The following is a 22,495-nucleotide window of genomic DNA, read 5'->3' on the forward strand; positions in this document are numbered from 1 at the left end:
GGAATAGATTGATGAATATTCTTGTTACAGGAGCGAAAGGTTTTTTAGGAAAGAACCTTATCGCTGAATTAAAAAATAAAGGATATAATGAAATATTTGAGTTTACTAGAAAAAGTGATCCTTCTTTACTTGAAAAGTTTACAAAAGAGTGTGACTTTGTCTTTCATTTGGCTGGGGTTAACAGACCTAAAGATGAAAATGAGTTTATGGAAGGAAACTTTGGTTTTACTGCTAAATTGTTAGAACTATTAAAAAGACATGGAAATAAAGCTCCCGTTCTGATTACTTCCTCTATTCAGGCAGATAAAGACAATTCTTATGGAAGAAGTAAAAAGGCAGGAGAAGATTTATTATTTAATTACAGAAAAGAAACTTGTGTAAAAGCATATGTATATAGACTACCAAATTTATTTGGTAAGTGGAGCAAGCCTAACTATAATACTGTAGTAGCCACTTATTGTCATAATATAGCTAGGGGGTTAGACATCCAAATTAATAATCCTTATGCACAAATTAATCTGTGCTATATAGATGATGTTTTAGACGAGTTTTTAAGGGCTCTAGAAGGAAAACCAACTATGCAGGAAGATTATTGTGTGGTACCTGTAACACATAATATTAAACTTGGGGAATTAGCTGATCTTATAAAAAGCTTTAAAGAAAGTAGAACAAATTTAAGTATTCCTAAGATGCAAAGTGCGTTAACTAAAAAGCTTTATAGTACTTATTTAAGTTTTTTACCAGACGATAATTTTTCCTATGACCTTAAGATGAATTGTGATCACAGAGGATCTTTCACAGAGTTTATTAGAACACCGGAAAGAGGACAAGTTTCAGTGAATGTATCAAAACCTGGGATTACAAAAGGTAATCATTGGCATCATACTAAAAATGAAAAATTCTTAGTTGTTAGTGGAGAAGGTTTAATTAGATTTAGAAAGATTGATTCAGACGAAATTATTGAATATAAGGTTAGTGGGGATAAGCTTCAAGTTCTAGATATTCCTACTGGATATACGCATTCAATTGTGAATGTGGGAGAAATTGATTTAGTAACAGTAATGTGGGCAAATGAATGTTTTGATCCAGAAAAGCCTGACACTCATTTTTTGGAGGTATAATTAATGAAGAAATTAAAAGTCATGACAGTCGTTGGTACTAGACCTGAGATTATAAGGTTATCAGCTGTTATTAATAAATTAGAAGATTCAGAGGCTATAGAACATATCCTTGTTCATACAGGTCAGAATTATGATTATGAATTAAATGAAGTGTTCTTTAAAGACTTTAACCTGAAAAAGCCAGATTACTTCCTTAATGCTGCTACTGGAGCAGCAATTGAGACGGTAGGAAATATTCTTATAAAGATTGACCCAATATTAGACGAAGTTCAGCCAGATGCATTTTTGGTATTAGGTGATACTAATAGTTGTTTATGTGCAATTGCAGCTAAGAGAAGACATATTCCGATATTCCATATGGAAGCAGGTAATAGATGTTTTGACCAAAGAGTACCTGAGGAAACTAATAGGAAAATTGTTGATCATACAGCTGATATAAATCTAACTTACAGTGATATTGCAAGAGAATATTTGTTAAGAGAAGGACTTCCAGCTGATCGCATTATTAAGACAGGTAGTCCGATGTTTGAAGTACTCAATTCCCGAAAAGATGACATTGAGAAAAGCGATGTATTAGAGAGATTGGGACTTGGAGCAGATCAATATTTTGTCGTATCAGCCCATCGAGAAGAAAATATTAATTCGGAAACTAACTTTCTAGATTTAGTTGATAGTTTAAATGCAGTTGCAGAAAAGTATAATTTGCCGGTTATTGTGAGTACTCATCCAAGAACTAGAAAGATGATTGAAGCAAAAGGGATTGAATTTAATCCTTTAGTGAAGACTATGAAACCATTAGGATTTAATGATTATGTGAAACTTCAAATTAAAGCTAAGACAGTTCTTAGTGATAGTGGAACTATTAGCGAAGAGTCTTCTATTCTTAGTTTTAAAGCATTGAATATTAGACAAGCCCATGAAAGACCAGAAGCGATGGAAGAGGCATCGGTAATGATGGTGGGTTTAAAAAAAGAAAGGATATTACAGGGATTGGAAATATTAGAGACACAAGAAAAAAGTACTCTTAGAATCGTATCAGATTATAGTATGCCAAACGTTTCAGATAAAGTTCTTAGGATTATTTTGTCGTATACAAATTATGTGAATAGGATTGTATGGGGGCAGAATAAGTAGAAATTTGAATTAGTGTTGAGATTTGCATTGAAAGTACAAAACTAAGATTTAAACCTTAACAAAGCTTCTCGATTTGCACTGTATATGGTTTTAGTTCTTAGTTTTATTAAATGAGAAATGAGCAACCAATGTGAAATTTATTGTGTGTTGATAGGAATTTGATATATTTTACGATAACCTATCAGATTAAGTGAATTTTATTTGCTAACTTTTCGTACATCATAAAACTCTTTGGTTTTAGAATTGATTTTAACAGTTAGTATTATTTATTCCGATTTTTTGACATAAATTAATAGGTATTGATTATATTGGAGTGTGAGAAGATGCCGATTATTAGCATAATAGTTCCGATTTATAAGGTGGAAAAATATATTCATAATTGTATAAACAGTATCCTAGCTCAGACTTTTGAAGATTTCGAATTAATATTAATAAATGATGGGTCACCAGATAATTGTGGAGAAATATGTAATGATTTTGCAAGGATGGATAATAGAATCAAAGTATTGCACAAAGAAAACGGTGGCCTTTCTGATGCAAGGAATGCAGGACTTAATATTGCACAAGGTGAGTATATTGCATTTGTTGACGGTGATGATTGGATAGAGAAAGATATGTATAAAATATTATACCAAAATATTAAGAAATATAATGCTGATATATCTGTTTGTAAATACCGTGAAGTATCAGGTTACTCTGAGATAGACAGCGTAATCACTAATAATTGTAAAGTTTTTAATAATAAAGAGGCTTTTGATTGTTTGTTTAACAACAAATATTTCGCTAGTCATGCTTGTGATAAACTTTATAAAAAAGAATTGTTTGATAATATCCAATATCCAAAAGGAAAATTATATGAAGATATGTTTACCACATATAAGTTGTTTGAGAAGATAAACAAAGTCGTTTATTCAAACTACATTGGCTATAATTATTTTCAACGTAAAGATGGAATTGTAAAGAGTAAATTTAAAATAGAAAAACTAGATTACCTTAATGCTTTTGAGGGTATTTTTGATTTATGTGTGGATAAATACCCCCAGTCAAAAAAAGCTGTAACTAGTGCTTTTATACTGGCAAATATATCATTGTTAGGTGAAATGTGTAGGGATAATTTTAGAGATAAAATAATAAAGTCCAATATAGAAAAAAAGGTTAGAAAGCATCTATTGTTTTTTTGTTGTAATGGAAATGTGCCAATAAAATCTAAAGTTATTGCTATTGTAATTGCAATAAACTATAGAATATTTGAAGTGATAAAAAATATCAGATACAAAATAAATATGAATTAGTAATATAATTTTTTGTTGCCTTTCACCCATTCCAATAATAACCATATAACAAGTTTGAAAGGTCAAAAAATATTACTTCTACAAAAAGAATTTGAGGACTGCAATGGGGAAAAATAAACAAATTGTTATCAATATGATAGCACAAATAATAAGTTTTTTAGTTGCAATTGGAATAAGCTTTTTCCTAACACCTTTTATGGTGAAAAATGTAGGTAGCGAAGCGTATGGTTTTGTAGGAATGGCCAATGATTTTGTAAGTTATGCAGCTGTTATATCTTTTGCGTTAAATTCCATGGCTAGCAGATATATAACAATAAGTTTACATCAAGAAAAGTATGAGGATGTGAACAAATACTTTACTTCAGTCCTTTTTGCAAATTTAGCAATATCATTATTCTTAACTATTCCATTTACTGTATTATTATTTACCCTAAATAAATTTGTAAGCATTCCTAATAATATTTTACTAGATGTTACATTACTTCTTGGGTTTGTTTTTTTGAACTTTTTACTTAATATTATGGGATCAGTTTTTAATATATCTATATTTTCTAAAAATAAGTTAAACATATCATCTTCAATATCTATCGTATCATCAATTTTAAAAGCTCTAATATTAATAACAATGTTTTTGTTTTTGAAACCTTCAGTATGGTATCTTGGTTTTTCAGCAGTAATTAGTACTATATATATTATAGGGGCAAACATATATTACACAAAAAAACTGTTACCAAATGTAAGTATTAATAGAAATTATTTTGATATTTCTAAAGTTAAAACTCTTATATCTTCTGGTTTGTGGAATAGCTTTACAAAACTTAGTAGTATTCTCTCTACAGGTACGGATTTGCTAATTACTAACTTATTTATTAGTGCATCGGCAATGGGAACATTATCTATATCTAAGACTTTACCCAATATGATATTATCAATATTTGCTATGCTGGCCGGGGCATTTTCACCACAATTAACTATAAGTTATGCAAAAAAGGATATTAAGGGGATGCAAAAAGAACTTATATATTCAATGAAGATTATGGGATTATTTGCTTGTATCCCAATGGCAATATTATTTGCTTATGGTGATGCTTTTTATGGATTGTGGGTTCCTTCACAAGATGCTAAATTATTACAAATTCTTTCAATATTGAACTGTTTTGCGTTTATTTTTGCATTACCAATGGAAGGGTTGTGGAATATTTTTACTGTTACTAATAAAGTGAAGCAGTCTTCTATTTATTTATTTTTTAACTCAATATTAACGATAATATTAGTTTTAATATTATTGAACTTCTCAGATAACGTAAAAACTAAATTATTTATCATAGCTGGAACTAGTACAATATTTTCGATTATTCGGGCTCTTACATTTTTACCCCTATATGGAGCACGATGTCTTAATCTAAAATGGAATACATTCTATCCCGTTGTAATAAAAAATGTCATTGCTGTAACACTTGTTACTATTATTTCATTTTTTATAAAAGATATAATAATAATTGACAGTTGGATAATGTTAATTGTTGCAGCATTTTTAACCACCATTGTATCAATTATTATAAATTTTGTTTTGATATTAAGTAAATATGATAGGAATCTCCTCTTAAAAGGAGTTAAAAATAAAATAACTCGAAGTAAAATTAATTTAAAAACTCATTAAATTAACATAGTAGGGAAATAATAACCAAAAATATAAGCTTAACTTTAATATACAACAAGGGTGGCAAATTATGAAAGTTTTGATTATAGGGGAACATTATTCATCAAATCTAGGTGACGGTGTAATTTGCAAGTCAGTAGAATATCTCATTAAAGAAGCATATCCTATGAGTGATATATCTATCTCAGATTTAACAAGTCGTACTGGATACAAAATTGAAGATACTGAACCAGAATTAAGCAATAACCTGCAAAGATCAAAAAAAGCTATAAAAAACTACTTAAATAAATTTATTTACAGGTTTCAATATCTTAAGTATAAAGATTTGAATGGACGGAAGCATCAAGCTGATTTTATAAAAAATACATGTAATGACCATTTTGATATTGCTGTATTTGCGGGTGGTCAATTATTTCTAGATTACTTTTGTATTTCTATAGAAAGACACGTAAAAGAACTATCGAAAAAGAATGTTCCAATTATTTTTAATGCATGTGGTTTGGGTTCTATAAAATGCTCAGTCTTATTAGGTAAACTAATTAATGCTTTAAGACATCAGAATATAAAAAGTATTACGAGTAGAGATGATGTATATAAAATTAATAAATTGCTATTAAACAATTCTAATATAATTGCCACTCAATCATATGACCCAGCCCTTTGGGCTAGTGAAGTATTTCAAATTCAAAAGAAAAAGAGTGAAGTTGTTGGTCTAGGAGTAATTAGATTAAACTCAGAATTGGATAATGAAGTTTTTAGAATATACACCAACTTAATTAAAGAATTAGATAAGAGGGATATTAAATGGGAACTATTTTGTAACGGGTCCGAGACTGATTACGAGCTTGCAAAAGAAATTGCAAACTATTGTGGGAAAAATAATTCGGTATTAGCAGAAAGACCAATATTCCCAAGAGAATTAGTTAATACTATTTCAAGGTATAGAAGTATTATTTCCTGTAGGTTGCATAGCCATATTATAGCGACTTCCTTGGATATTCCAAGTATAGCAATCTCTTGGGATGAAAAAGTAAAATTCTTTTTTGAAAATATTGATTGTATAGATAGATGTTTTGATATTTATGTGGATCATAGTGAATTAATTAACAAACTTATTTCTGCTGAAAATGTTGGGTACAATAAAAAAATTATTGAAACTCAAAAAAATAAATTAATGAAAACCTTGATTGAAAATATTAAATCACATGTAAGATACTAATTATAAACTTGCTCGGACAAATTGCTAACGATTATATGAGTTTAGCATTTATGCTTTAAAACAAAAATCTTATTTGTACCTTATTCAATAGTCTAAATCGATTTATAAGAGAATTAATAAAACTTTTATTTTTGTTGGGTCACTTAAAAATAGAAATAAAAAAGAGTTTGATATTAGACACAATTGTTTTATATTTTTCCTTAAAAATAGAAGTATAAAATGATAGTTTTTAGCCGGGAATTCTTAAGTTACTTAAATACGATTATCAATGACTTAAAAAGAACAAAACAGTTTCAATAATAATTATATAAATAGGTGCTCCAGTATTTATTTAAAATCTATTTTTTATTAATAATGAAAGGATACTATCATGAACAATATCCCTAAAATAATTCATTATTGTTGGTTTGGGAAAAAACCCCATAATGACCTAATTATTAAGTGTATAAATAGCTGGAAGAGATACCTTCCTGATTACAAAATAGTTGAATGGAATGAAGATAACTTTGATATAAACTGTAACGAGTATGTAAAAGAGGCTTATATTGCTAAAAAATATGCCTTTGTTTCTGATTATGTCAGGCTATATGTTCTATATAATTACGGTGGTATCTATATGGATACTGATGTAGAGGTAATAAGAAATTTAGATGTTTTTTTATCCCATTATGCATTCTCAGGGTTTGAAAATGATAACTATATACCAACAGCCATAATGGGTTCTAGAGAAAAGAATACATGGATAAAAAAATTGCTAGATTATTACGATTACAAGCATTTTCAAAAAGATGATGGTAGTTATGATTTAACAACAAATGTGGTTACGATTACTAATATTACACAGAAGGAATTTGGCGTATCTTTAAATAGTGAATTTTTTGAAATTAACGAGCTATTAACTATATACCCTAAAGAGTATTTTTGTCCGAAAAGTTATGAAACAGGTAAAATATTATTAACTAAAAATACCTATACAATTCATCATTTTAATGGATCTTGGTTAGATGAACATAAAATTAAAGATCGAAAAAATAATTATAAAATAGTTAGTATTTTTGGTGAAAAGTTAGGATGGATCATTATATCTGTTATAACGGTGTATAAAAAAGAGGGTTTGTATAATGTATTTAATAGAATTATAAAAAAATTGATTTGATGGTAGTAGCATGTGAAACTGCTCAGCTAATAGTCCGAAAATCCATTTTGCTGATTCTTTATCATCAATATTCCTTCAACCTGCTGGATTAAAAGGTTGTGTTTGGTTTTAATGTGTTTCTGATGAAAGGGGTTTGATATAAAATTTTCGTATCCTTTTGAAATTTTATATATGTTACCAATACTTGACTGTTTTTCTATAGGCGTAAATATAAATAGTCTTTATTTGTATTAACATAGGCAATATTAAGGGCGCCTTCTCGATATGTACCGAAAGGTAGGCTGTAACAATTATTCTGGTGCCGTCACCGCCCGACATATGTCGATATTATAATATTCGTTATATAACCTAAATAATCCCCATCCGGAAATGAAGGGGATTATTTTTGATACCCTCTAGAAGAATCTATACATCTCTTTAATATTATGTTCCTTTCTTTGTTAAATTGAAATAGTATTTATGATGGAAAGATTACGATAGTATTATGAGAAGACAAATGGAATGGAAATTTAATTGAAAGTGGGAGATGTTTATGGAAAATAAAATCAAAGTAATGACGGTATTTGGAACTAGACCTGAAGCAATAAAGATGGCTCCCCTTGTTAAAGAACTTGAAAAGAGCAATGAAAAGATTAAATCAATTGTCACTGTAACTGCACAACATAGGGAAATGCTCGACCAAGTACTAAATATCTTTGAGATTGTTCCTGATTTTGATCTAAATATTATGAAGGCCCGACAGACGTTAGTTGAGGTTACGATGCGAAGCTTAGAAGGGCTAAATAGAGTTTTACAAGAAGTGAAACCAGATATTGTATTAGTTCATGGTGATACTACAACGACCTTTGTAGCTAGCTTAGCAGCATTTTATAATTCAATTCCGGTTGGGCATGTTGAGGCAGGGCTCCGTACGAGAAATAAGTATTCTCCATTCCCTGAGGAAATGAATAGGCAAATTACAGGAGTATTAGCTGATCTCCACTTTGCACCAACTGCTCAATCAAAAGCAAATCTTGTATTAGAAAATAAAGAGGAGGAAAAAATTTTTATTACTGGGAACACAGCGATTGATGCTTTAAAGACAACTGTTAAAACAAATTATTCGCATCCAGTTTTAGAGAAAATAGGAAAAAATAGATTAGTCTTGTTGACTGCTCATCGTCGAGAAAATACTGGTAAACCAATGGAGAATATGTTTAGTGCAATTAAACGACTTGTTGAAAAGCATGATGATATTCAAGTAATTTATCCTGTTCATATGAACCCAGTTGTTAGAGAAATTGCAAATAGATTATTAGGAGAAAATGAACGAATTCATTTAATTGAGCCTTTAGATGTTATTGATTTTCATAATTTTGCTTCTCAGGCATATTTAATCCTAACTGATTCAGGAGGAGTTCAGGAAGAAGCACCATCTTTAGGAGCTCCTGTACTAGTCTTAAGGGACACTACTGAACGACCAGAAGGGGTTAAGGCGGGTACGTTAAAGTTGGCAGGAACTGACGAGGATACTATATTTAAACTCGCTGATGAACTATTAACAAATAAGTTCGCCCATGACCAAATGGCAAAGACCTCTAATCCATATGGAGATGGGAATGCTTCCAAGAGAATAGTGAGTGCGATTCTTTACCATCTAGGCTACCAAAATGATAGACCTATGGATTTTAATAATGAAGAAAATAATGTTACCATACCTACTTATGTTTAATTATTATGTTTAATTATTATTTCAAAATGACGGTTACACCTTGACTTAGCTATAGTTTAACAAGGATGTGTGAAGTATAAATTCGGGGATCTGACCCCCGCTTAGCTAAAGGTTTAACGCGGTAAAGCGAGATAGAAAGATAAGGGACTTTTGTGACTGCTAAACTAGAGTAGACAGTTTTTGCTAGATAAGGAGACCATGAGGAGACCATGGGGACGGTTCTGCTTGCTTCTTTCAAAGGTAGAAAGGCGGTCTTTCACTCTACCTCATCGAGGATCGTACAAAGTAGGTTCCTGTTGGTCGCAGTAACTATCACTGAATTTTGGGGTCAGCCCCACTAGCCTTGTTTACATTGGTTTTTTTTCGCCTTTTAGTGGCATTTTAGTAAAGTTTTTTCAAAATATCTATCACCGGTTCATAGAGCGATGTAAAAAACCATGCTGATGCCCAGCATGGTTTTTATCTCAAGATACGGGTCCTTGATACGTAGCCATCAATTCTTGTAAATCTTAATACCGGTGCGTGTCACGCCCCTAAAGGATAGGTTTTCCATGGTTGGATAAGCACATAAGGGGGATCTTTAGCGGAAGCAAAGGAGTAAACTATTTCTAACAAAGCTATCATACACTAATCTCCAAATTACTCCATCCATTTTTTGCTAAACGTCTGCTACAAAAAGTCAGGAAAACCTTTAGAAAAGCCGGCAGAACCGTTCCCATGATCTTTTAGGTGTAAAACTTTTGTATATATTGAAATCATTTACTTCCATACAACGCTAGTGATCAGACCCCTGAATTCCTTAAACACCTCGACACCGGAATTAAGAAGTAGAGTTTAAAGGTGTATTTGGCAAGTAAAAAATGTATTAATCGGCAACTAAAAATGTAACCACTTGCCAACATTATTGCTATGCTTGTAATAATGACTCTTTATAGCGATGACTATCACCGTTGAAAACCACTAGGTGAGAGTGGTGAATCAGTCGGTCATTGACTGCCTCCGTTAAGATTGGATCACCAAAAACGTGGTTCCATTGACCAAACTGCAGGTTGGTTGTAATAATGATGCTTTTGGCCTCATAACACATTGAAATGACTTGGAATAATAACTCTCCACCCTGTTTATGCAAGGGGATGTAACCCAGTTCATCTAGGATCAATAAATCCAGCTTTTCTATTTGCTTAAACAATTTCGGTAAAGTGCCTTTTTCATTTGCTTCAAGTAACCTATTTACCAATCCTGCAACTGTATAGAACTTTACGGACTTGCCAAACTTATGTATGGCATTCAAACCAATCAACGTGGCGAGGTAAGTCTTACCTGCACCTACCCCACCATAGAAAATGTTATTCTCCTGCTTTTCTATGAACTCCCCATTCAATAGTTACTCCTTTGTCATTCCTGCCGGAATCTGAACTTCGCTCCAATCAAACGGTCTTCCTTTCACTTTTGGAAGCGTAGCTTGGTTTAATAGGAGGTTAACCTTGCGTTCTTCACGCTGCTGGATTTCTGCTTCAAAGATCTTAAATAAATACTCTTGATTATTTGAGCATTCCACTTCATGAAAATGTTCTTTGATCCAGCTCAGCTTCAATCGCTTTGCATAGGTTTTAATTTGCTCATTCATTATGCGTCCACTCCTTTATGGAGCTGGTCATAATGTCCGAGGCCTCGCGTTGCTTCCGGTAGTTTGGGTAGCGATATGTTCGGCTTAATATCACTACGGATTCCACGTCCGTTAATAAGTTGATAGAATACTTGTTTTATGGCATCCACGGAGGGATGCCCATGTTCCGATGCAATGGCCAGTGCTTTCGTAATGACACTGAAATCGTGGTCTTTCAGAATTATAGATAATAGTTTCAGCGCTTCTGGTTTTTCAGGCACTGTACAAGCACCAAAATAACTTTTCCATTCTTCCGGGAGCTAATCATAGAAACTTGTATACTTAAGTGCCGTAGGCCGTTTGGCCATCAAATTTAGATATGGCTGCCATTTCATGGACTTTCTGTATTGGCCATACAGTCGGGAATGGCTGACAACGAGGTGGTGGTCATCGTTCAAAATTTCAACTTTGTTATATGAGATTCTCACTAGGACCTTGCCTAGCGCATATCTTGGTGAAGTCGAATATAAGTTAAGATCTAGCTTGATATAACCGTGAAATTCGGGGGTCAGACCCCCGCTTAGCTAAAAGTTTAACGCGGTAAAGTAGGATAGAGAGATGAAGAGTCTTTCTATCTTATTTTGTTTAAAAATTTATTTGCAATTTTACCGAATGATAGAGGAAAAACTCGGATGATGTAGAATATTGTATTAGGAAAAAGAATTATGATAGAAAGAGAGGTGTTATGCTCAGTTGTCGAGAAAACACCGCGTCTGGTTTCCTGGTGCCAAGTATCATATTACGAATCGTGGCAATCGAAGGTCATCTATTTTTTATGATGATTTTGATTATGAAGTATATTTACAGTTTCTGGAGGAAACACGTCGCTATTTTCCTTTTTATCTCCTCTCCTACTGCCTCATGACAAACCACGTTCATCTCCAAATAGAAACCATTCACCACCATCCAAAAGATATGATGAAAATGCTTAATTCCAGATATGCGATGTATTTTAATAAACGTCATCACCTCGTAGGTCATGTTTTTCAAGGTAGATATGGAGCAGAACTTATTGATTCCAAAGACTATCTATTAGATGCTAGCAAATATATTCATTTGAATCCTGTAGAGGCAAACATGGTAAAATCCCCATGCGATTACCAATGGAGTAGCTATAATGCTTACATTTCGAACTCTGTAAATCCTCATATAACAACCACTTAAATATTATCTTATTTTCCAGAACCGCAGAAGGAAAACTACCGCAAGTTTGTTGAAGGACCTCTTCTAAACAATCCGATATCAAGTGAACAAATTAAATAGAAAGATAGTAGGAGGAAGTTCTATATGACTGTGAAAGCCTTAAGTATTGGATTGAAAGGTCTTGAAGGTTATCTAGTTCAGGCAGAAGTAAGGATCAAACCAGGGGCGGAATCCATGGTGATTGTGGGTTTGCCGGATGCCTCAGTAAAAGAATCCAGGGAACGTGTGCTAGCGGCACTTGGCCATTTTGATGTGGATGTTACAGACCAAAAGATTGTGGTCAATCTATCACCCTCTGAACAAAAGAAAAATGGACCGCTATTTGATTTGGCGATTGCTGTTGCAGCCTTAAAAGAACTGAACATGATAAAGGGAAGAATTCCAGTGGATACAGCGTTTATTGGAGCACTATCTCTGGATGGGATGGTAGTAAAAGCCGAAGGAATGCTGCCTGCTTTGATATCTGCTAAAGGGCTAGGCTTAAAGAAAATTTACATTCCCTATGATCCCACCATACCCATTCAGATGTTAAAAGATTTGGAGTATATCGTCGTTCAGCATATTGAGGAAGTAGTCCAGCACTTAGAAGGGCAAGAAATACTGCCTTTTCCCCCTAACATACCTTCGAATAATCAAACTCCTCTTAGTTCCGGTTCACCACAAAAGGATTTCCGACATGTTATTGGCCACGAGCAGGCAAAGCGGGCACTTGAGATTGCTGCGGCTGGTGAACATAATGTGATCATGACCGGCCCGCCGGGATGTGGGAAAAGTATGTTGGCGGAAACGTTTCCTTCCATTTTGCCTGCCCTAACTAATCAAGCACAGCTAGAAGTAATGAGCCTATATCAGTTGGCAGGAGAGAGTAGAAGCTTACATCAAAATGCCCCATACCGACATCCACACCACTCAGCATCCTCAGTCGCCATCATTGGTGGAGGATCATCACCCAGACCAGGAGAAATTTCACTTGCCCATCATGGCGTATTGTTCCTTGACGAAATAGCGGAGTTCACTAAAACATCCTGCTATCATTGAAGTCTGTTAATTTAGATCAAACAAATTTCAATCAAGATTCCTCCCACGATATCCGAGAACGGGTTGAAATGGCACGGCATCTCCAGTATCAACGCTATCAATCTGAAATAACAAATGCCAAAGTTCCGTTTGAAGTCATGATGGAAACGAGTCCATTAACAACTGAACAGCGAAAAATGCTTACGAACGTTGCTGCAAAGCAAAACTGGAGTAATCGCGTTCAAATTAAAATAATTCGAATGGCGAGAACTATCTCGGACCTAGCTGAAGAAGAAAAAATAAGCGAAACAGCTCTTTGGGAGGCGATGACTTTGAGAAGATGGAGACTCCATAAACAACAAGCTCTTGCGAGGGAGACATAAAAGCTCATGGGAAGTTCTTGTGTTTATTCGATAATGGGGTCAGTCCTCCAGAAGAAATACAAACAAGAAATGAGTCCTGCAATAAAGAGTATTTTATCACTAAAGGGGCAGCCGTATTTTAAGAGAAATTAAAAATGTTGGTAATTTTTATGTTAAAATTTTCATGGATAAAAAATACTAAAAAGGATGTGTTAACATAAATATTTTTAAAAATATCCTATCTTATTTGCTTATTTTACCTGCTATTCTTATAGGGACCTTTGCAATGGTTTCAAATGGGGTGGCTTCAAGCATTTGGATTCAAAATATATTAATCTGGTTATTAGGAACTGTTTTGGGTTCTAGTTATTTATTTCGTAATAAGAAAAGAAAATTAAGTATAGGAAATTTACTTCCTACCATCGTTATAATTGTTTTATTAGTTTTTCCATTTCTGTTTAATGGATTAGATGGTGTTCATCGATGGTTAACCTTTGGGCCAATTAATATTTATGTAGCAAGTATTATTTTGCCTTTATTAATCATTCATTTATATAAATTAGCTTTAAACAAACATGAACGCTATGTTATAGGATTACTCTTTATTACATTATTAATATTGTTTTTTCATCCAGATGCAGGTCAATTAACCGCATTTGCATGTGCAGCTGCTATTATTTTGTGGAAAACGATTAGTAAATGGATAATAAAGTTTTTCAGTTTAACTTTTATTGCAGTCTTCGTTATCATATCGTGGATTTTTCTCGATGATTTAGAACCAGTTCCTTATGTAGAAGATATTATCTTCTTAGTCGCAGACCTTGGAACTGTCTGGTTCATTTTAGGCATTTTGTCTCTCATATTATTATTATGTCCATTCTTTCTTAACGGTAATAAAAATGTCATTTCTTTATCTTTAGGGGTTTACTTCTTAATCGCGATCATTGTAACTTTATTTGGTAATTTCCCATTGCCAATCATGGGATATGGGATATCACCCGTCATTGGTTACTTTATTGCTATCAGTTGGCTTAAAAAGAATAAATAGAATTTGGTGCGTGTAACGCTCCGAATATATATCGAGATTTGTAGAATAAGATAATTCAATTGGAACCTGTTGGATAAAACATGGGATTTTTAGTATGAGCATGATAATTTCCCTTGCTCAGGAATCTAAAATAATAGCGGGAAAGGAATATTTTTGAGTAATTTCGCATAAGGAAAATGGCTTGATGATGTGGTAGGCTATAGAAGCAGCGAATAAATAAAAAAACTTAGGGGAATTAATCATGAAAAAGTTATTAAAAGGGATCGCAATAGGAGCATTAGCACTTGGATTATTCGCAGGGGTCGGGGATAAAACAGAAGCGAGTACAATGCCTTTAGAATCAATAGCGGAAAATGTATCAACTCACTTAGAGCAAAAGATTGTAGGATATAAAGATGTTGAAAAGATCGGTTATAGAGATGTAGAAAAAGTAGGATATAGAGATGTAGAAAAGACTGGATATAGAGATGTTGAGAAAGAGGTTCTTATAGGGCAAAAGCAAGTAACCATTCCTTACGAAGAAAAGTTTAGCTATCCAGTTTATGATTGGGTAGTAAATGGATACTATGCAAAAAAAGGGGTATGTTTTGACACTAAGCCCATTCTTAATAGTGGTGGATTAGAAGTTCGAACAAAAGATAAAGCGTATACTTGTGCTAGTACAGATAGAGAAGTGAAACTAACGCAGATAAATAAAGAGTGGGGAAAGGCAAAGGTGACATTTGTAACTTATGCCAATGTGCCGAAAACTACAAAAACTTATACTGCAAAGAAAAGTGTACAAGGTTACACAAAGACTAACAACAAGTACAAATTAACTGCTCGCAACTACAAGGGTAAAAAGGTCGATATTAAAATTGCAAAAGGAACTAAATTATCAATAGCAAATAAGACTTGGTACAAAGGAAAAATCAAGTACAATGACTACAAGAAGGTTGGCAAAAGGTGGAAAAGGTATACTAAAACTGCAACAGTTTATGTTCATTACAAAAATGTAAAAACAACCAGTAAAAAAGTCTACACTTGGTCAAAACAAACGAAAACTGCAGATGGATACTTTAACTTACAGCCTACTGTTAACATGTCTACAAATGAAATAAGAAAAGATATACACTGGAGACAAGTGGGAACAAGAATAGACACTGTAACAAACTATAGAACCGAGATGCAAGATGTATATGAAACGCAAATGGTAAAAGAACCTTATTCATATATTGAAAAAGAAGAATACACATATACTGAAAAAGAGGAGTATACGTACATTGCTCAAGAGGCGATTTATGAAGAAGTAAAAGTGGAAAATACTGCGCAAGTAAAATATCAATCTATTGTGAATTATTATTGGCAATATCGTTTAACTGAAAGTGAATTACTTCAATTATTTGATATGACTGGAGTAAAATACAGTGTTGTAAATGGCTATGATAAATCAAGATATGTAAATGGTTTTTCAACGGTAAATGGAGTAACTACATCATACCAATTCACTCCTAGCACTCTAGTTAAATTAGTTCTCTTTGAAGATCATTCAGCAATAAACGTATCTTACTTAACGACAGTTTATGGGAAAGAATATGCTGATGTAGAAATTAATGAAGGCAGCTACACTGTACAATAACATTCCTAAGACTAAACCATAGGCAACATCAATCATTTTCATATATTTTTTGGTCATCAATAAAAAGAGTAAAAGCATGAATAATGCTTTTACTCTTTTTGCATAACAATGGTTTTTTATGATTGACGGTTTTGGGAAAAGTTTATGGAGTCCAATTGATTTGGAGAGTGGAGAAGCTTTACAATTTGCTGCTAGCCTTGCAAGGAAGGAAAGGTACACAACATTTTTTGAGGCTGAAGATGATGTTCGGCTTTATGACCAAAATTGTTTGGCAGAAAGGGTATTCTTTTTTAAGAAATAGGTTGATTACCTTAAAATCGATGCCTGTCATGCCCTGGTATGTGTAAAAGATTGATAGGCTTTTAGCTAAAGATAAAATGATAGTATGAAGTTGTTGCTGAATACTTGAAACTAGAGTCCATATTGCCATAATAGTATTCCAAGTTAATTAAAAACAATCAGTTTAACTATTCTAAGTATTAAAGAATAAGGTGAGTGAACAATTTAATCCAACCGAGAAACGCAATCCATAATGGAACGCTTAGTGAAGTTCCCCACAATAATCCAGCAAATAGATTCCTTTGCTCTTCCATTGAATCCACCCCTAGTGATAGTTGTCTTAAATCTTTGTTTTTCTAAACTGAATTTGGAATATTATCGACATCAATTTTACAGTTGTCTTATATCTCTTTCGTATAAATCTGTAAAATCCTTAATGGTTGGAGATTATCGCTAGGAACGATTTTAACTAACCCCTTTATAGAATTAGTCAATTTGTTTTCTCTTAAAATGCTTCGTCTTTCTTATCCATATTTTGAGTCCACTTCTGAAACGTGTTAGTTAATAACATTTAACCATAGATTGATTCACAATATTAATTAAATCGTTCGCTAAATAGATACAAATTTTTCTTAATAATGTCGAACAAGAAATCTGCAGCCAGATCTTCATAAAACTAGTAACTATGAATTAATAGATTCAGGTGCCTGTCACGCCCTGTAGAATCGGTACATTTGGACAAGAAAGTAGAATAATAAATCGGCATGAAACCAAAAGATAGCTCTTTTCCGGCTATCTTTCTTGTTATAATTAAATAACCTATAACGTTTGGAGTGATTGAATGAAGAAATTATTCTTTATTATTCCCTTACTTTTGATGACTTTTTTTATTGGTTATTTTTCTAGGGAAGGATTTTCTTTACCGAAGAAAACAACGGAATCCGTAAAATCGGTAAAGACTGAAAAGACGGAGAAATCGGAAGAGGAAATAAAAACAGAAAAAGTCAATAAATTACGAGCAGCTACTCTTATTGCTATCACGAATTATACTGATCAAATCACCCCCCTTTTAAATGAGCAGAAGGAGATCCTAAATAAAATGACAGAACTTAGTTTGACTGTCACTCAAAATCCTGCTTATACCCAGACAGATCAATATAAACAAGAAGTTATGGCTATTGTGGAGCAGCTGGATTCTCTTGCTTTGAAATTAAAAAGTGTAGACGCTGGAGATAATCTAGGTGTACAACATGCGCATGAGTATATGTTAATGGCTGCTAAAGATTTGGACCCAATGGCAGCTACTTGGGAAGGTTTTATGTTTAGTGGGGGTAAGGAATCCGATATGAATGTATACCTTAATAATCAACATCAAGTTAAATGGGATATAGATGAATCCATGAAAATTATCAAGGAGTTAGCTAAGAGCATTGGATTGGACATGGACCAGTTATAATCACAAAAACAGCTCTCCCTTATATTATACGTAATGAATCGGTTAGGTTTGAAAAAATAATAGTAGGATAAAGTAAAAGTACCCTTTAGATTACTACAAAACTAAGGGTACTTTTATATTTTTTAGATATAGGTGCCTGTCACTACCAGATAATTAGTTGGGCTAAACCTGGTGCTGGGTGCATTAGCAACAGTATTTCTAAGGCCGACATTTTAGGCAATCGAGTTAAAAAGTCTTCTAGATTCCCCTTGAGTGACATTTTTTAAGAAAATTCTCCTTTTTAAGACCATTACATAATTAGAAACAAAATCACTCCACAGGCTATAACCGACAAAAATGTTGGTATGGCAGTTATCGACACTTATTCCAGGTGTTTAGTGCTGGAAATCTAGGAATTACTGGGGCTGAGGGCACTTTTAATTAAACGTTTGTGTAATGGTGAAAAGGAGGGAGATTTCTAGAATTATGTAAGTTTAAGAGAAACCCCTCTATTTTTGTAGAATAGAGGGAAAATTCATGCGAATCCTCTCGACAATGTTCGTGGCTACTTTGCAGGAGGAATTCTTATAAATCAGTCCTTGTGGCCGTTTCAACCAAACGTTTGATTAGTATAGCCCTTTTGTTAATTCTTCGAAAAGGTGTCGCATTATGACCTTTCGCTAGGAATGAGACCGTTAATAGTGCTTATCGTATCAATCGGAATGAACTGTACCATAAATAAACGGGTTTGTAAAAATGGGAAAGGTACCTTACCGAATTGAGGGGGCAGGTACCTTCAAAATCAAATACAAGCCTTATATTCACTCATAATATTGTTGATAATTGTTTCAACTGGTAGGATTTCTTTGATTTCATGTACTCTTGCCCCCGCAAAAACTAGACCATTCTCGCAATCTCCATTCATCGATGTTATCAAAGAATCTAGCGTACAAAAACGGTAAGAACAATTTTTTAGGCAATCTATACACTTTTTAATTTTAACCTTTTTATCATCAGAAATAAGTTCAGTAAACTGGTTCTTAATTGCACGACCATGGAGACCAACCGTTGTTTTTACCAACATGGTATCTTCCTGCTCGGCATGTACATATTTTTCTTTAAATGATAAAGGTGCATCACACTCTTCACTAGCAACGAATCTAGTTCCCATCTGTACCCCAGACGCTCCTGCCCGAAAAGCTCTCGCAAGATCTTCACCGGTCATAATTCCTCCGGCAGCAATAACTGGAATCGTAACAGCTTCAACTACTTCTGGCAAAATATCAAATAAAGGTCTTTCCGTACCAAGGTGTCCGCCGGCCTCATGACCTTCTACAACAACTGCTGAAGCACCAAGACGTTCTGACAACCTAGCGAGCTTCGCCGAAGACACAATCGAGATGACGGGTATTCCGGATTCTTTGCCCCAAGCATACATATCTCTTGAAATACCAGCACCTGATATGATGAAATCAACCTTTTCATCAATGGCAGCTTTCATTTTTTCAGCAAAGTCATTCATAGCGAAAAGAACGTTTACTCCAATATAGCCGGAATCCTTAATACTCTCCTTGGCCTTCCTTATGTGAGATCTCATTTCATCAACGGTAATCCCAGTTCCTGATATGATCCCAATTCCTCCAGCATTCGCAACAGCAGAAGAAAGTCCACTTAAGGAAATTCCTACACCCATACCACCTTGCATGATTGGAAACTTTGGCACCATATGACCTATTTTCAATTGTGGAATGTTCAAAAAATTACCCCATTTCATTACCTTTATTAAGTGAAGCTTAATTTCACTAATAGTAACAATAGGGTTTTCTTAGAAATAGTGATGTATGTAATGGTTAAAGCAAAAGTTAGAAATAAATTTCCTTTTTGACACATAATGTTCAAAATTTAAAAAGAGCAATACACATTTTGGGTCAGACCCCCACTCAGCTGAAGTTTAACGCGGTAAAGTGTGAAGTATGGCCCAGAGCGTTTTTTTCGCTTTTTAATGGCATTTCTAACAAAGCTTTTTTATCCATTGGTCACCGTCCCATTGGGTTGTAAAAAACCATGCTGATGTTCCAGCATGGTTTGCATTTTAAGATAAGACCCTAGAACGTAGCCATCAATTCTTGTAAATCTCGAACGGCCAGTTCTTTTTTATCGAAAAAAATAGGTTTGAGGTGTTTTTAAGCAAACTTTATTTCAAATAACAACATTTTACAAAGAAAAAATCTTTATCAACAACAAGGCTTAAATAACTCCCATAATCAGGGGAACCAATTTCGATTGGTGTTATAATAAACTTAAGAGAAATAATTTGAGGGAGAGCTCTAATGAAAAAGGCAAAATTAGTAATACTTATTTTATTGTTGGGATGTGGCACATTATTTATCGGGACAATTAAAGCAAACGCAGCCGCACCAAAGTTCAAAGTCATTGTTAAATATGTTAATAAAGATACTGGCAAAATAATTTCAAGCGACTATACAACTAAGATCAACAAGGGAAAGATTTATTCGGCAAAGAAAAAAACAATTACTGGTTATAAAAGTCCTGCCACAATTAAGAAGACTATCAAGAAGAATATCACGATTACTTACAAGTATTCACCAAGGACTTACACTGTCACCGAAGTATATCGAGATAAAGAAACAAATACAAAAATCGCCAGTGACCATAAATCAACAGCCAAATATGACACGGTGTATAGTGCCTATCAACGCACCATTACTGGCTACGATAAACCTAGAGTAGATAAACATATAGTTAAAGGAAATAAAACTATTACTTACAAATACATACCTAAGACATATACTGTAACCACAAAGTATGTTGATAGCGAAACACAGGCCACCATCTCAACCAATACTTCATCCAGTGTAAAGTACAATAGAAGTTATACATCGCCACGAAAAGAAATAAATGGATACACCAAACCAAATGCTCAAACGAACATTATTAATGGAACAAAAACTATTATATACAAATATTTGCCTAAAACATTTAAAGTGACAACAGAGTTTGTCGACAAAGACACAAATGCTAGGCTTGCAGTCGATGTAACAGCTTATGTGAAATATAATAGAAAATATGAATCTCCAATCAAGATTATTATTGGTTATATTGGACCGAGTTCACAAACCAACACCATTAAGGAATCAAAAACCATAACCTACAAATATGAAGCGAAAAACTATTACATTACAACCCTTCATAGAGATATAGATACCGATGAAATATTGGGTGAGGATACCATTGAAGGTGTCAAATATGGAACAAAATATGTATCAAAGATAAAAACGATTTCCGGATATAAAACATACAGCACGGAAGGTATAACTGTAACTCGGAACGAGACGTTAACCACGTACTATAAACGCGAAACACCTTCAGATTTATGGGATAATTATTATTTCACAAATCGCGTTTACACTCTTTCGATGTCTCTGTACTATGATGAGGAACTCACAAAATATTACAGAGATACTGACGTAAGTGAGTTAGTGCAAATGGAAAAGGCTGCTGAAAAAGACTACATGAGAATAAAAACATCTGATGGGAATTATTATACAAATAGATCGAATGGTCATTTGGTATACTTTTACGTTCCATTAACTGGTTTTGTAGAATGGCAGCAAAGAAATTGTTATGTATCTTTGTCAAGTCCGGATAGTTTTACGCTACCGATAGTCCCTTTCCAAAAAGCATTTTGGCAAGAATTCAACCCTGAAACAGGCACGGCTAAACATTATTCTTATGAAAATGGATTATGGATACTTAAGGATGATAGATATCCTGGACTAAGGTATTCAACAAACCCTTATTAATAAACGAAAGAGTAGCACTTTAACGGTTCAACCAAAGTTAATATCGGTGCCTGTCACCGCCCAAGATTTGTCGAGATTTGTAGGTTCGGAGATTCATAATGCACTATGAACGATATAATCTCAAAAAACCAAAACTTCTGTTATAAAGAAAAACACATTGAATTGGGGGATTCAATGTGTTTTTCGGCAACCTTTTAAATTGAAAAGATATTACTTATTCAGGCTTTACAGCTATAAATTCGCCGATAGTTTCAGGGGTGTTTTTACCTTCTTTTCCATGGAAAAGGTCGATATTAACGGTCACATCCATACAGCCAAGGTATTTTCCATTTTCATCACGTACCGCCATAAATTTTTGGTAAATTTGGCCCTTTTCTTCACCAGAACGTTTTGGGAACCAAAACTCCCATTCGTCACGTGCTCCAGAACGAAAATCATTCAACAGTTTTTCAACGTGATGAGCCACTTTTGGGTGAAGCTCAAGCACATGGCAACCAATTGCTTCTTTACGACGACCATGGACACGGTTGGGATTATTTGAATACCAGCGGAAAATATCGTTGGCGTCGCAAAAGCCCATTTCAAATGGTAAAAGATTGATAATTGAATCCAAAGTGCTTGCTTTAATTGCACCAGTCTCAAAATTAATAACAGCTTCAGGACTAATTAATTCAGATAATTTTTCTACAGACATTTAAAGCCCTCCTATATACAATCTCCGTTTATGAGAAGAATAAAATAGTACAAATT

16 protein-coding genes and 2 pseudogenes are annotated in these 22,495 nt (G+C 33.6%); 13 read left to right on the plus strand and 5 right to left on the minus strand.

Annotated features, from left to right (window positions below):
• Positions 1-11 precede the first annotated feature (11 nt).
• The 7 genes from V7121_RS22405 to wecB (V7121_RS22435) all read left to right on the plus strand — a co-directional run bounded on the left by V7121_RS22405 (position 12) and on the right by wecB (V7121_RS22435) (position 9,293).
• Entirely contained in the window at positions 12-1,121 is a 1,110-nt protein-coding gene (locus V7121_RS22405) for a capsular polysaccharide biosynthesis protein CapF (RefSeq protein ID WP_335547913.1), read from the plus strand.
• 3 nt (positions 1,122-1,124) lie between these two features.
• Positions 1,125-2,255 carry a non-hydrolyzing UDP-N-acetylglucosamine 2-epimerase gene (wecB, locus tag V7121_RS22410; RefSeq protein WP_335547915.1) on the plus strand — a complete coding sequence of 377 codons (1,131 nt, stop codon included), beginning with the start codon at positions 1,125-1,127 and terminating at the stop codon, positions 2,253-2,255.
• 323 nt (positions 2,256-2,578) lie between these two features.
• Positions 2,579-3,547, plus strand: a complete 969-nt coding sequence (locus V7121_RS22415; protein WP_335547917.1) for a glycosyltransferase family 2 protein — start codon at positions 2,579-2,581, stop codon at positions 3,545-3,547.
• A 103-nt stretch (positions 3,548-3,650) separates the two neighbouring features.
• On the plus strand, positions 3,651-5,207 hold the full coding sequence (locus V7121_RS22420; protein WP_335547919.1) for an oligosaccharide flippase family protein: 1,557 nt from the start codon (positions 3,651-3,653) through the stop codon (positions 5,205-5,207).
• Positions 5,208-5,277: 70 nt separating this feature from the next.
• Positions 5,278-6,426, plus strand: coding sequence for a polysaccharide pyruvyl transferase family protein (locus V7121_RS22425; RefSeq protein WP_335547921.1), 1,149 nt, complete (start codon positions 5,278-5,280; stop codon positions 6,424-6,426).
• 370 nt (positions 6,427-6,796) lie between these two features.
• Positions 6,797-7,582, plus strand: a complete 786-nt coding sequence (locus V7121_RS22430; RefSeq protein ID WP_335547923.1) for a glycosyltransferase family 32 protein — start codon at positions 6,797-6,799, stop codon at positions 7,580-7,582.
• A gap of 532 nt (positions 7,583-8,114) precedes the next feature.
• Positions 8,115-9,293, plus strand: a complete 1,179-nt coding sequence (wecB, locus tag V7121_RS22435; RefSeq protein ID WP_335547925.1) for a non-hydrolyzing UDP-N-acetylglucosamine 2-epimerase — start codon at positions 8,115-8,117, stop codon at positions 9,291-9,293.
• A gap of 907 nt (positions 9,294-10,200) precedes the next feature.
• On the opposite strand, the pseudogene istB reads toward wecB (V7121_RS22435), so the two are convergent.
• From istB to V7121_RS24985, 3 genes and pseudogenes are all read right to left on the minus strand, one after another.
• Positions 10,201-10,920, minus strand: a pseudogene (gene istB / locus V7121_RS22440) (IS21-like element helper ATPase IstB).
• A complete protein-coding gene (locus tag V7121_RS22445) occupies positions 10,920-11,180 on the minus strand; it encodes a hypothetical protein (protein WP_335547927.1) in 261 nt (86 codons plus the stop codon). Before V7121_RS22445 ends, istB begins: the two are co-directional and overlap by 1 nt.
• Positions 11,181-11,219: 39 nt before the next feature.
• A complete protein-coding gene (locus V7121_RS24985; protein ID WP_420490741.1) occupies positions 11,220-11,471 on the minus strand; it encodes a Mu transposase domain-containing protein in 252 nt (83 codons plus the stop codon).
• 181 nt (positions 11,472-11,652) lie between these two features.
• On the opposite strand from V7121_RS24985, the gene V7121_RS22450 reads away from it, so the two are divergent.
• The 5 genes and pseudogenes from V7121_RS22450 to V7121_RS22470 all read left to right on the plus strand — a co-directional run bounded on the left by V7121_RS22450 (position 11,653) and on the right by V7121_RS22470 (position 17,942).
• The gene (locus V7121_RS22450; RefSeq protein WP_335547929.1) at positions 11,653-12,123 is read left to right on the plus strand and encodes a transposase; all 471 of its coding nucleotides are present in this window, start codon (positions 11,653-11,655) and stop codon (positions 12,121-12,123) included.
• A gap of 123 nt (positions 12,124-12,246) precedes the next feature.
• A pseudogene (locus tag V7121_RS22455) lies at positions 12,247-13,562 on the plus strand (YifB family Mg chelatase-like AAA ATPase).
• Positions 13,563-13,827: 265 nt separating this feature from the next.
• Complete coding sequence (locus V7121_RS22460) at positions 13,828-14,589, plus strand: hypothetical protein (RefSeq protein WP_335547931.1); 762 nt, start codon at positions 13,828-13,830, stop codon at positions 14,587-14,589.
• A 241-nt stretch (positions 14,590-14,830) separates the two neighbouring features.
• The gene (locus V7121_RS22465) at positions 14,831-16,207 is read left to right on the plus strand and encodes a hypothetical protein (protein ID WP_335547933.1); all 1,377 of its coding nucleotides are present in this window, start codon (positions 14,831-14,833) and stop codon (positions 16,205-16,207) included.
• Between the two features lie 1,120 nt (positions 16,208-17,327).
• Positions 17,328-17,942: a hypothetical protein gene (locus tag V7121_RS22470; RefSeq protein ID WP_335499695.1), complete on the plus strand. Its 615-nt coding sequence runs from the start codon at positions 17,328-17,330 to the stop codon at positions 17,940-17,942.
• A 781-nt stretch (positions 17,943-18,723) separates the two neighbouring features.
• On the opposite strand, the gene V7121_RS22475 is transcribed toward V7121_RS22470, so the two are convergent.
• Positions 18,724-19,695, minus strand: a complete 972-nt coding sequence (locus tag V7121_RS22475) for an NAD(P)H-dependent flavin oxidoreductase (RefSeq protein ID WP_335499697.1) — start codon at positions 19,693-19,695, stop codon at positions 18,724-18,726.
• Positions 19,696-20,251: 556 nt separating this feature from the next.
• On the opposite strand from V7121_RS22475, the gene V7121_RS22480 reads away from it, so the two are divergent.
• A complete protein-coding gene (locus V7121_RS22480; protein ID WP_335499699.1) occupies positions 20,252-21,745 on the plus strand; it encodes a MucBP domain-containing protein in 1,494 nt (497 codons plus the stop codon).
• Positions 21,746-21,959: 214 nt separating this feature from the next.
• On the opposite strand, the gene V7121_RS22485 is transcribed toward V7121_RS22480, so the two are convergent.
• Positions 21,960-22,439: a PAS domain-containing protein gene (locus V7121_RS22485; RefSeq protein ID WP_335499701.1), complete on the minus strand. Its 480-nt coding sequence runs from the start codon at positions 22,437-22,439 to the stop codon at positions 21,960-21,962.
• Positions 22,440-22,495: the final 56 nt, after the last annotated feature.

It is taken from the genome of Neobacillus drentensis, from assembly GCF_036962125.1.
GTDB lineage: Bacteria > Bacillota > Bacilli > Bacillales > Cytobacillaceae > Neobacillus > Neobacillus drentensis_B.

Coding starts and splice junctions, on each gene's coding strand:
- V7121_RS22405 (WP_335547913.1), top strand. CDS start 12: ATGAATATTCTTGTTACAGGAGCGAAAGGTTTTTTAGGAAAGAACCTT.
- wecB (WP_335547915.1), top strand. CDS start 1,125: ATGAAGAAATTAAAAGTCATGACAGTCGTTGGTACTAGACCTGAGATT.
- V7121_RS22415 (WP_335547917.1), top strand. CDS start 2,579: ATGCCGATTATTAGCATAATAGTTCCGATTTATAAGGTGGAAAAATAT.
- V7121_RS22420 (WP_335547919.1), top strand. CDS start 3,651: ATGGGGAAAAATAAACAAATTGTTATCAATATGATAGCACAAATAATA.
- V7121_RS22425 (WP_335547921.1), top strand. CDS start 5,278: ATGAAAGTTTTGATTATAGGGGAACATTATTCATCAAATCTAGGTGAC.
- V7121_RS22430 (WP_335547923.1), top strand. CDS start 6,797: ATGAACAATATCCCTAAAATAATTCATTATTGTTGGTTTGGGAAAAAA.
- wecB (WP_335547925.1), top strand. CDS start 8,115: ATGGAAAATAAAATCAAAGTAATGACGGTATTTGGAACTAGACCTGAA.
- V7121_RS22460 (WP_335547931.1), top strand. CDS start 13,828: ATGGTTTCAAATGGGGTGGCTTCAAGCATTTGGATTCAAAATATATTA.
- V7121_RS22465 (WP_335547933.1), top strand. CDS start 14,831: ATGAAAAAGTTATTAAAAGGGATCGCAATAGGAGCATTAGCACTTGGA.
- V7121_RS22470 (WP_335499695.1), top strand. CDS start 17,328: ATGAAGAAATTATTCTTTATTATTCCCTTACTTTTGATGACTTTTTTT.
- V7121_RS22475 (WP_335499697.1), bottom strand. CDS start 19,695: ATGAAATGGGGTAATTTTTTGAACATTCCACAATTGAAAATAGGTCAT.
- V7121_RS22480 (WP_335499699.1), top strand. CDS start 20,252: ATGAAAAAGGCAAAATTAGTAATACTTATTTTATTGTTGGGATGTGGC.
- V7121_RS22485 (WP_335499701.1), bottom strand. CDS start 22,439: ATGTCTGTAGAAAAATTATCTGAATTAATTAGTCCTGAAGCTGTTATT.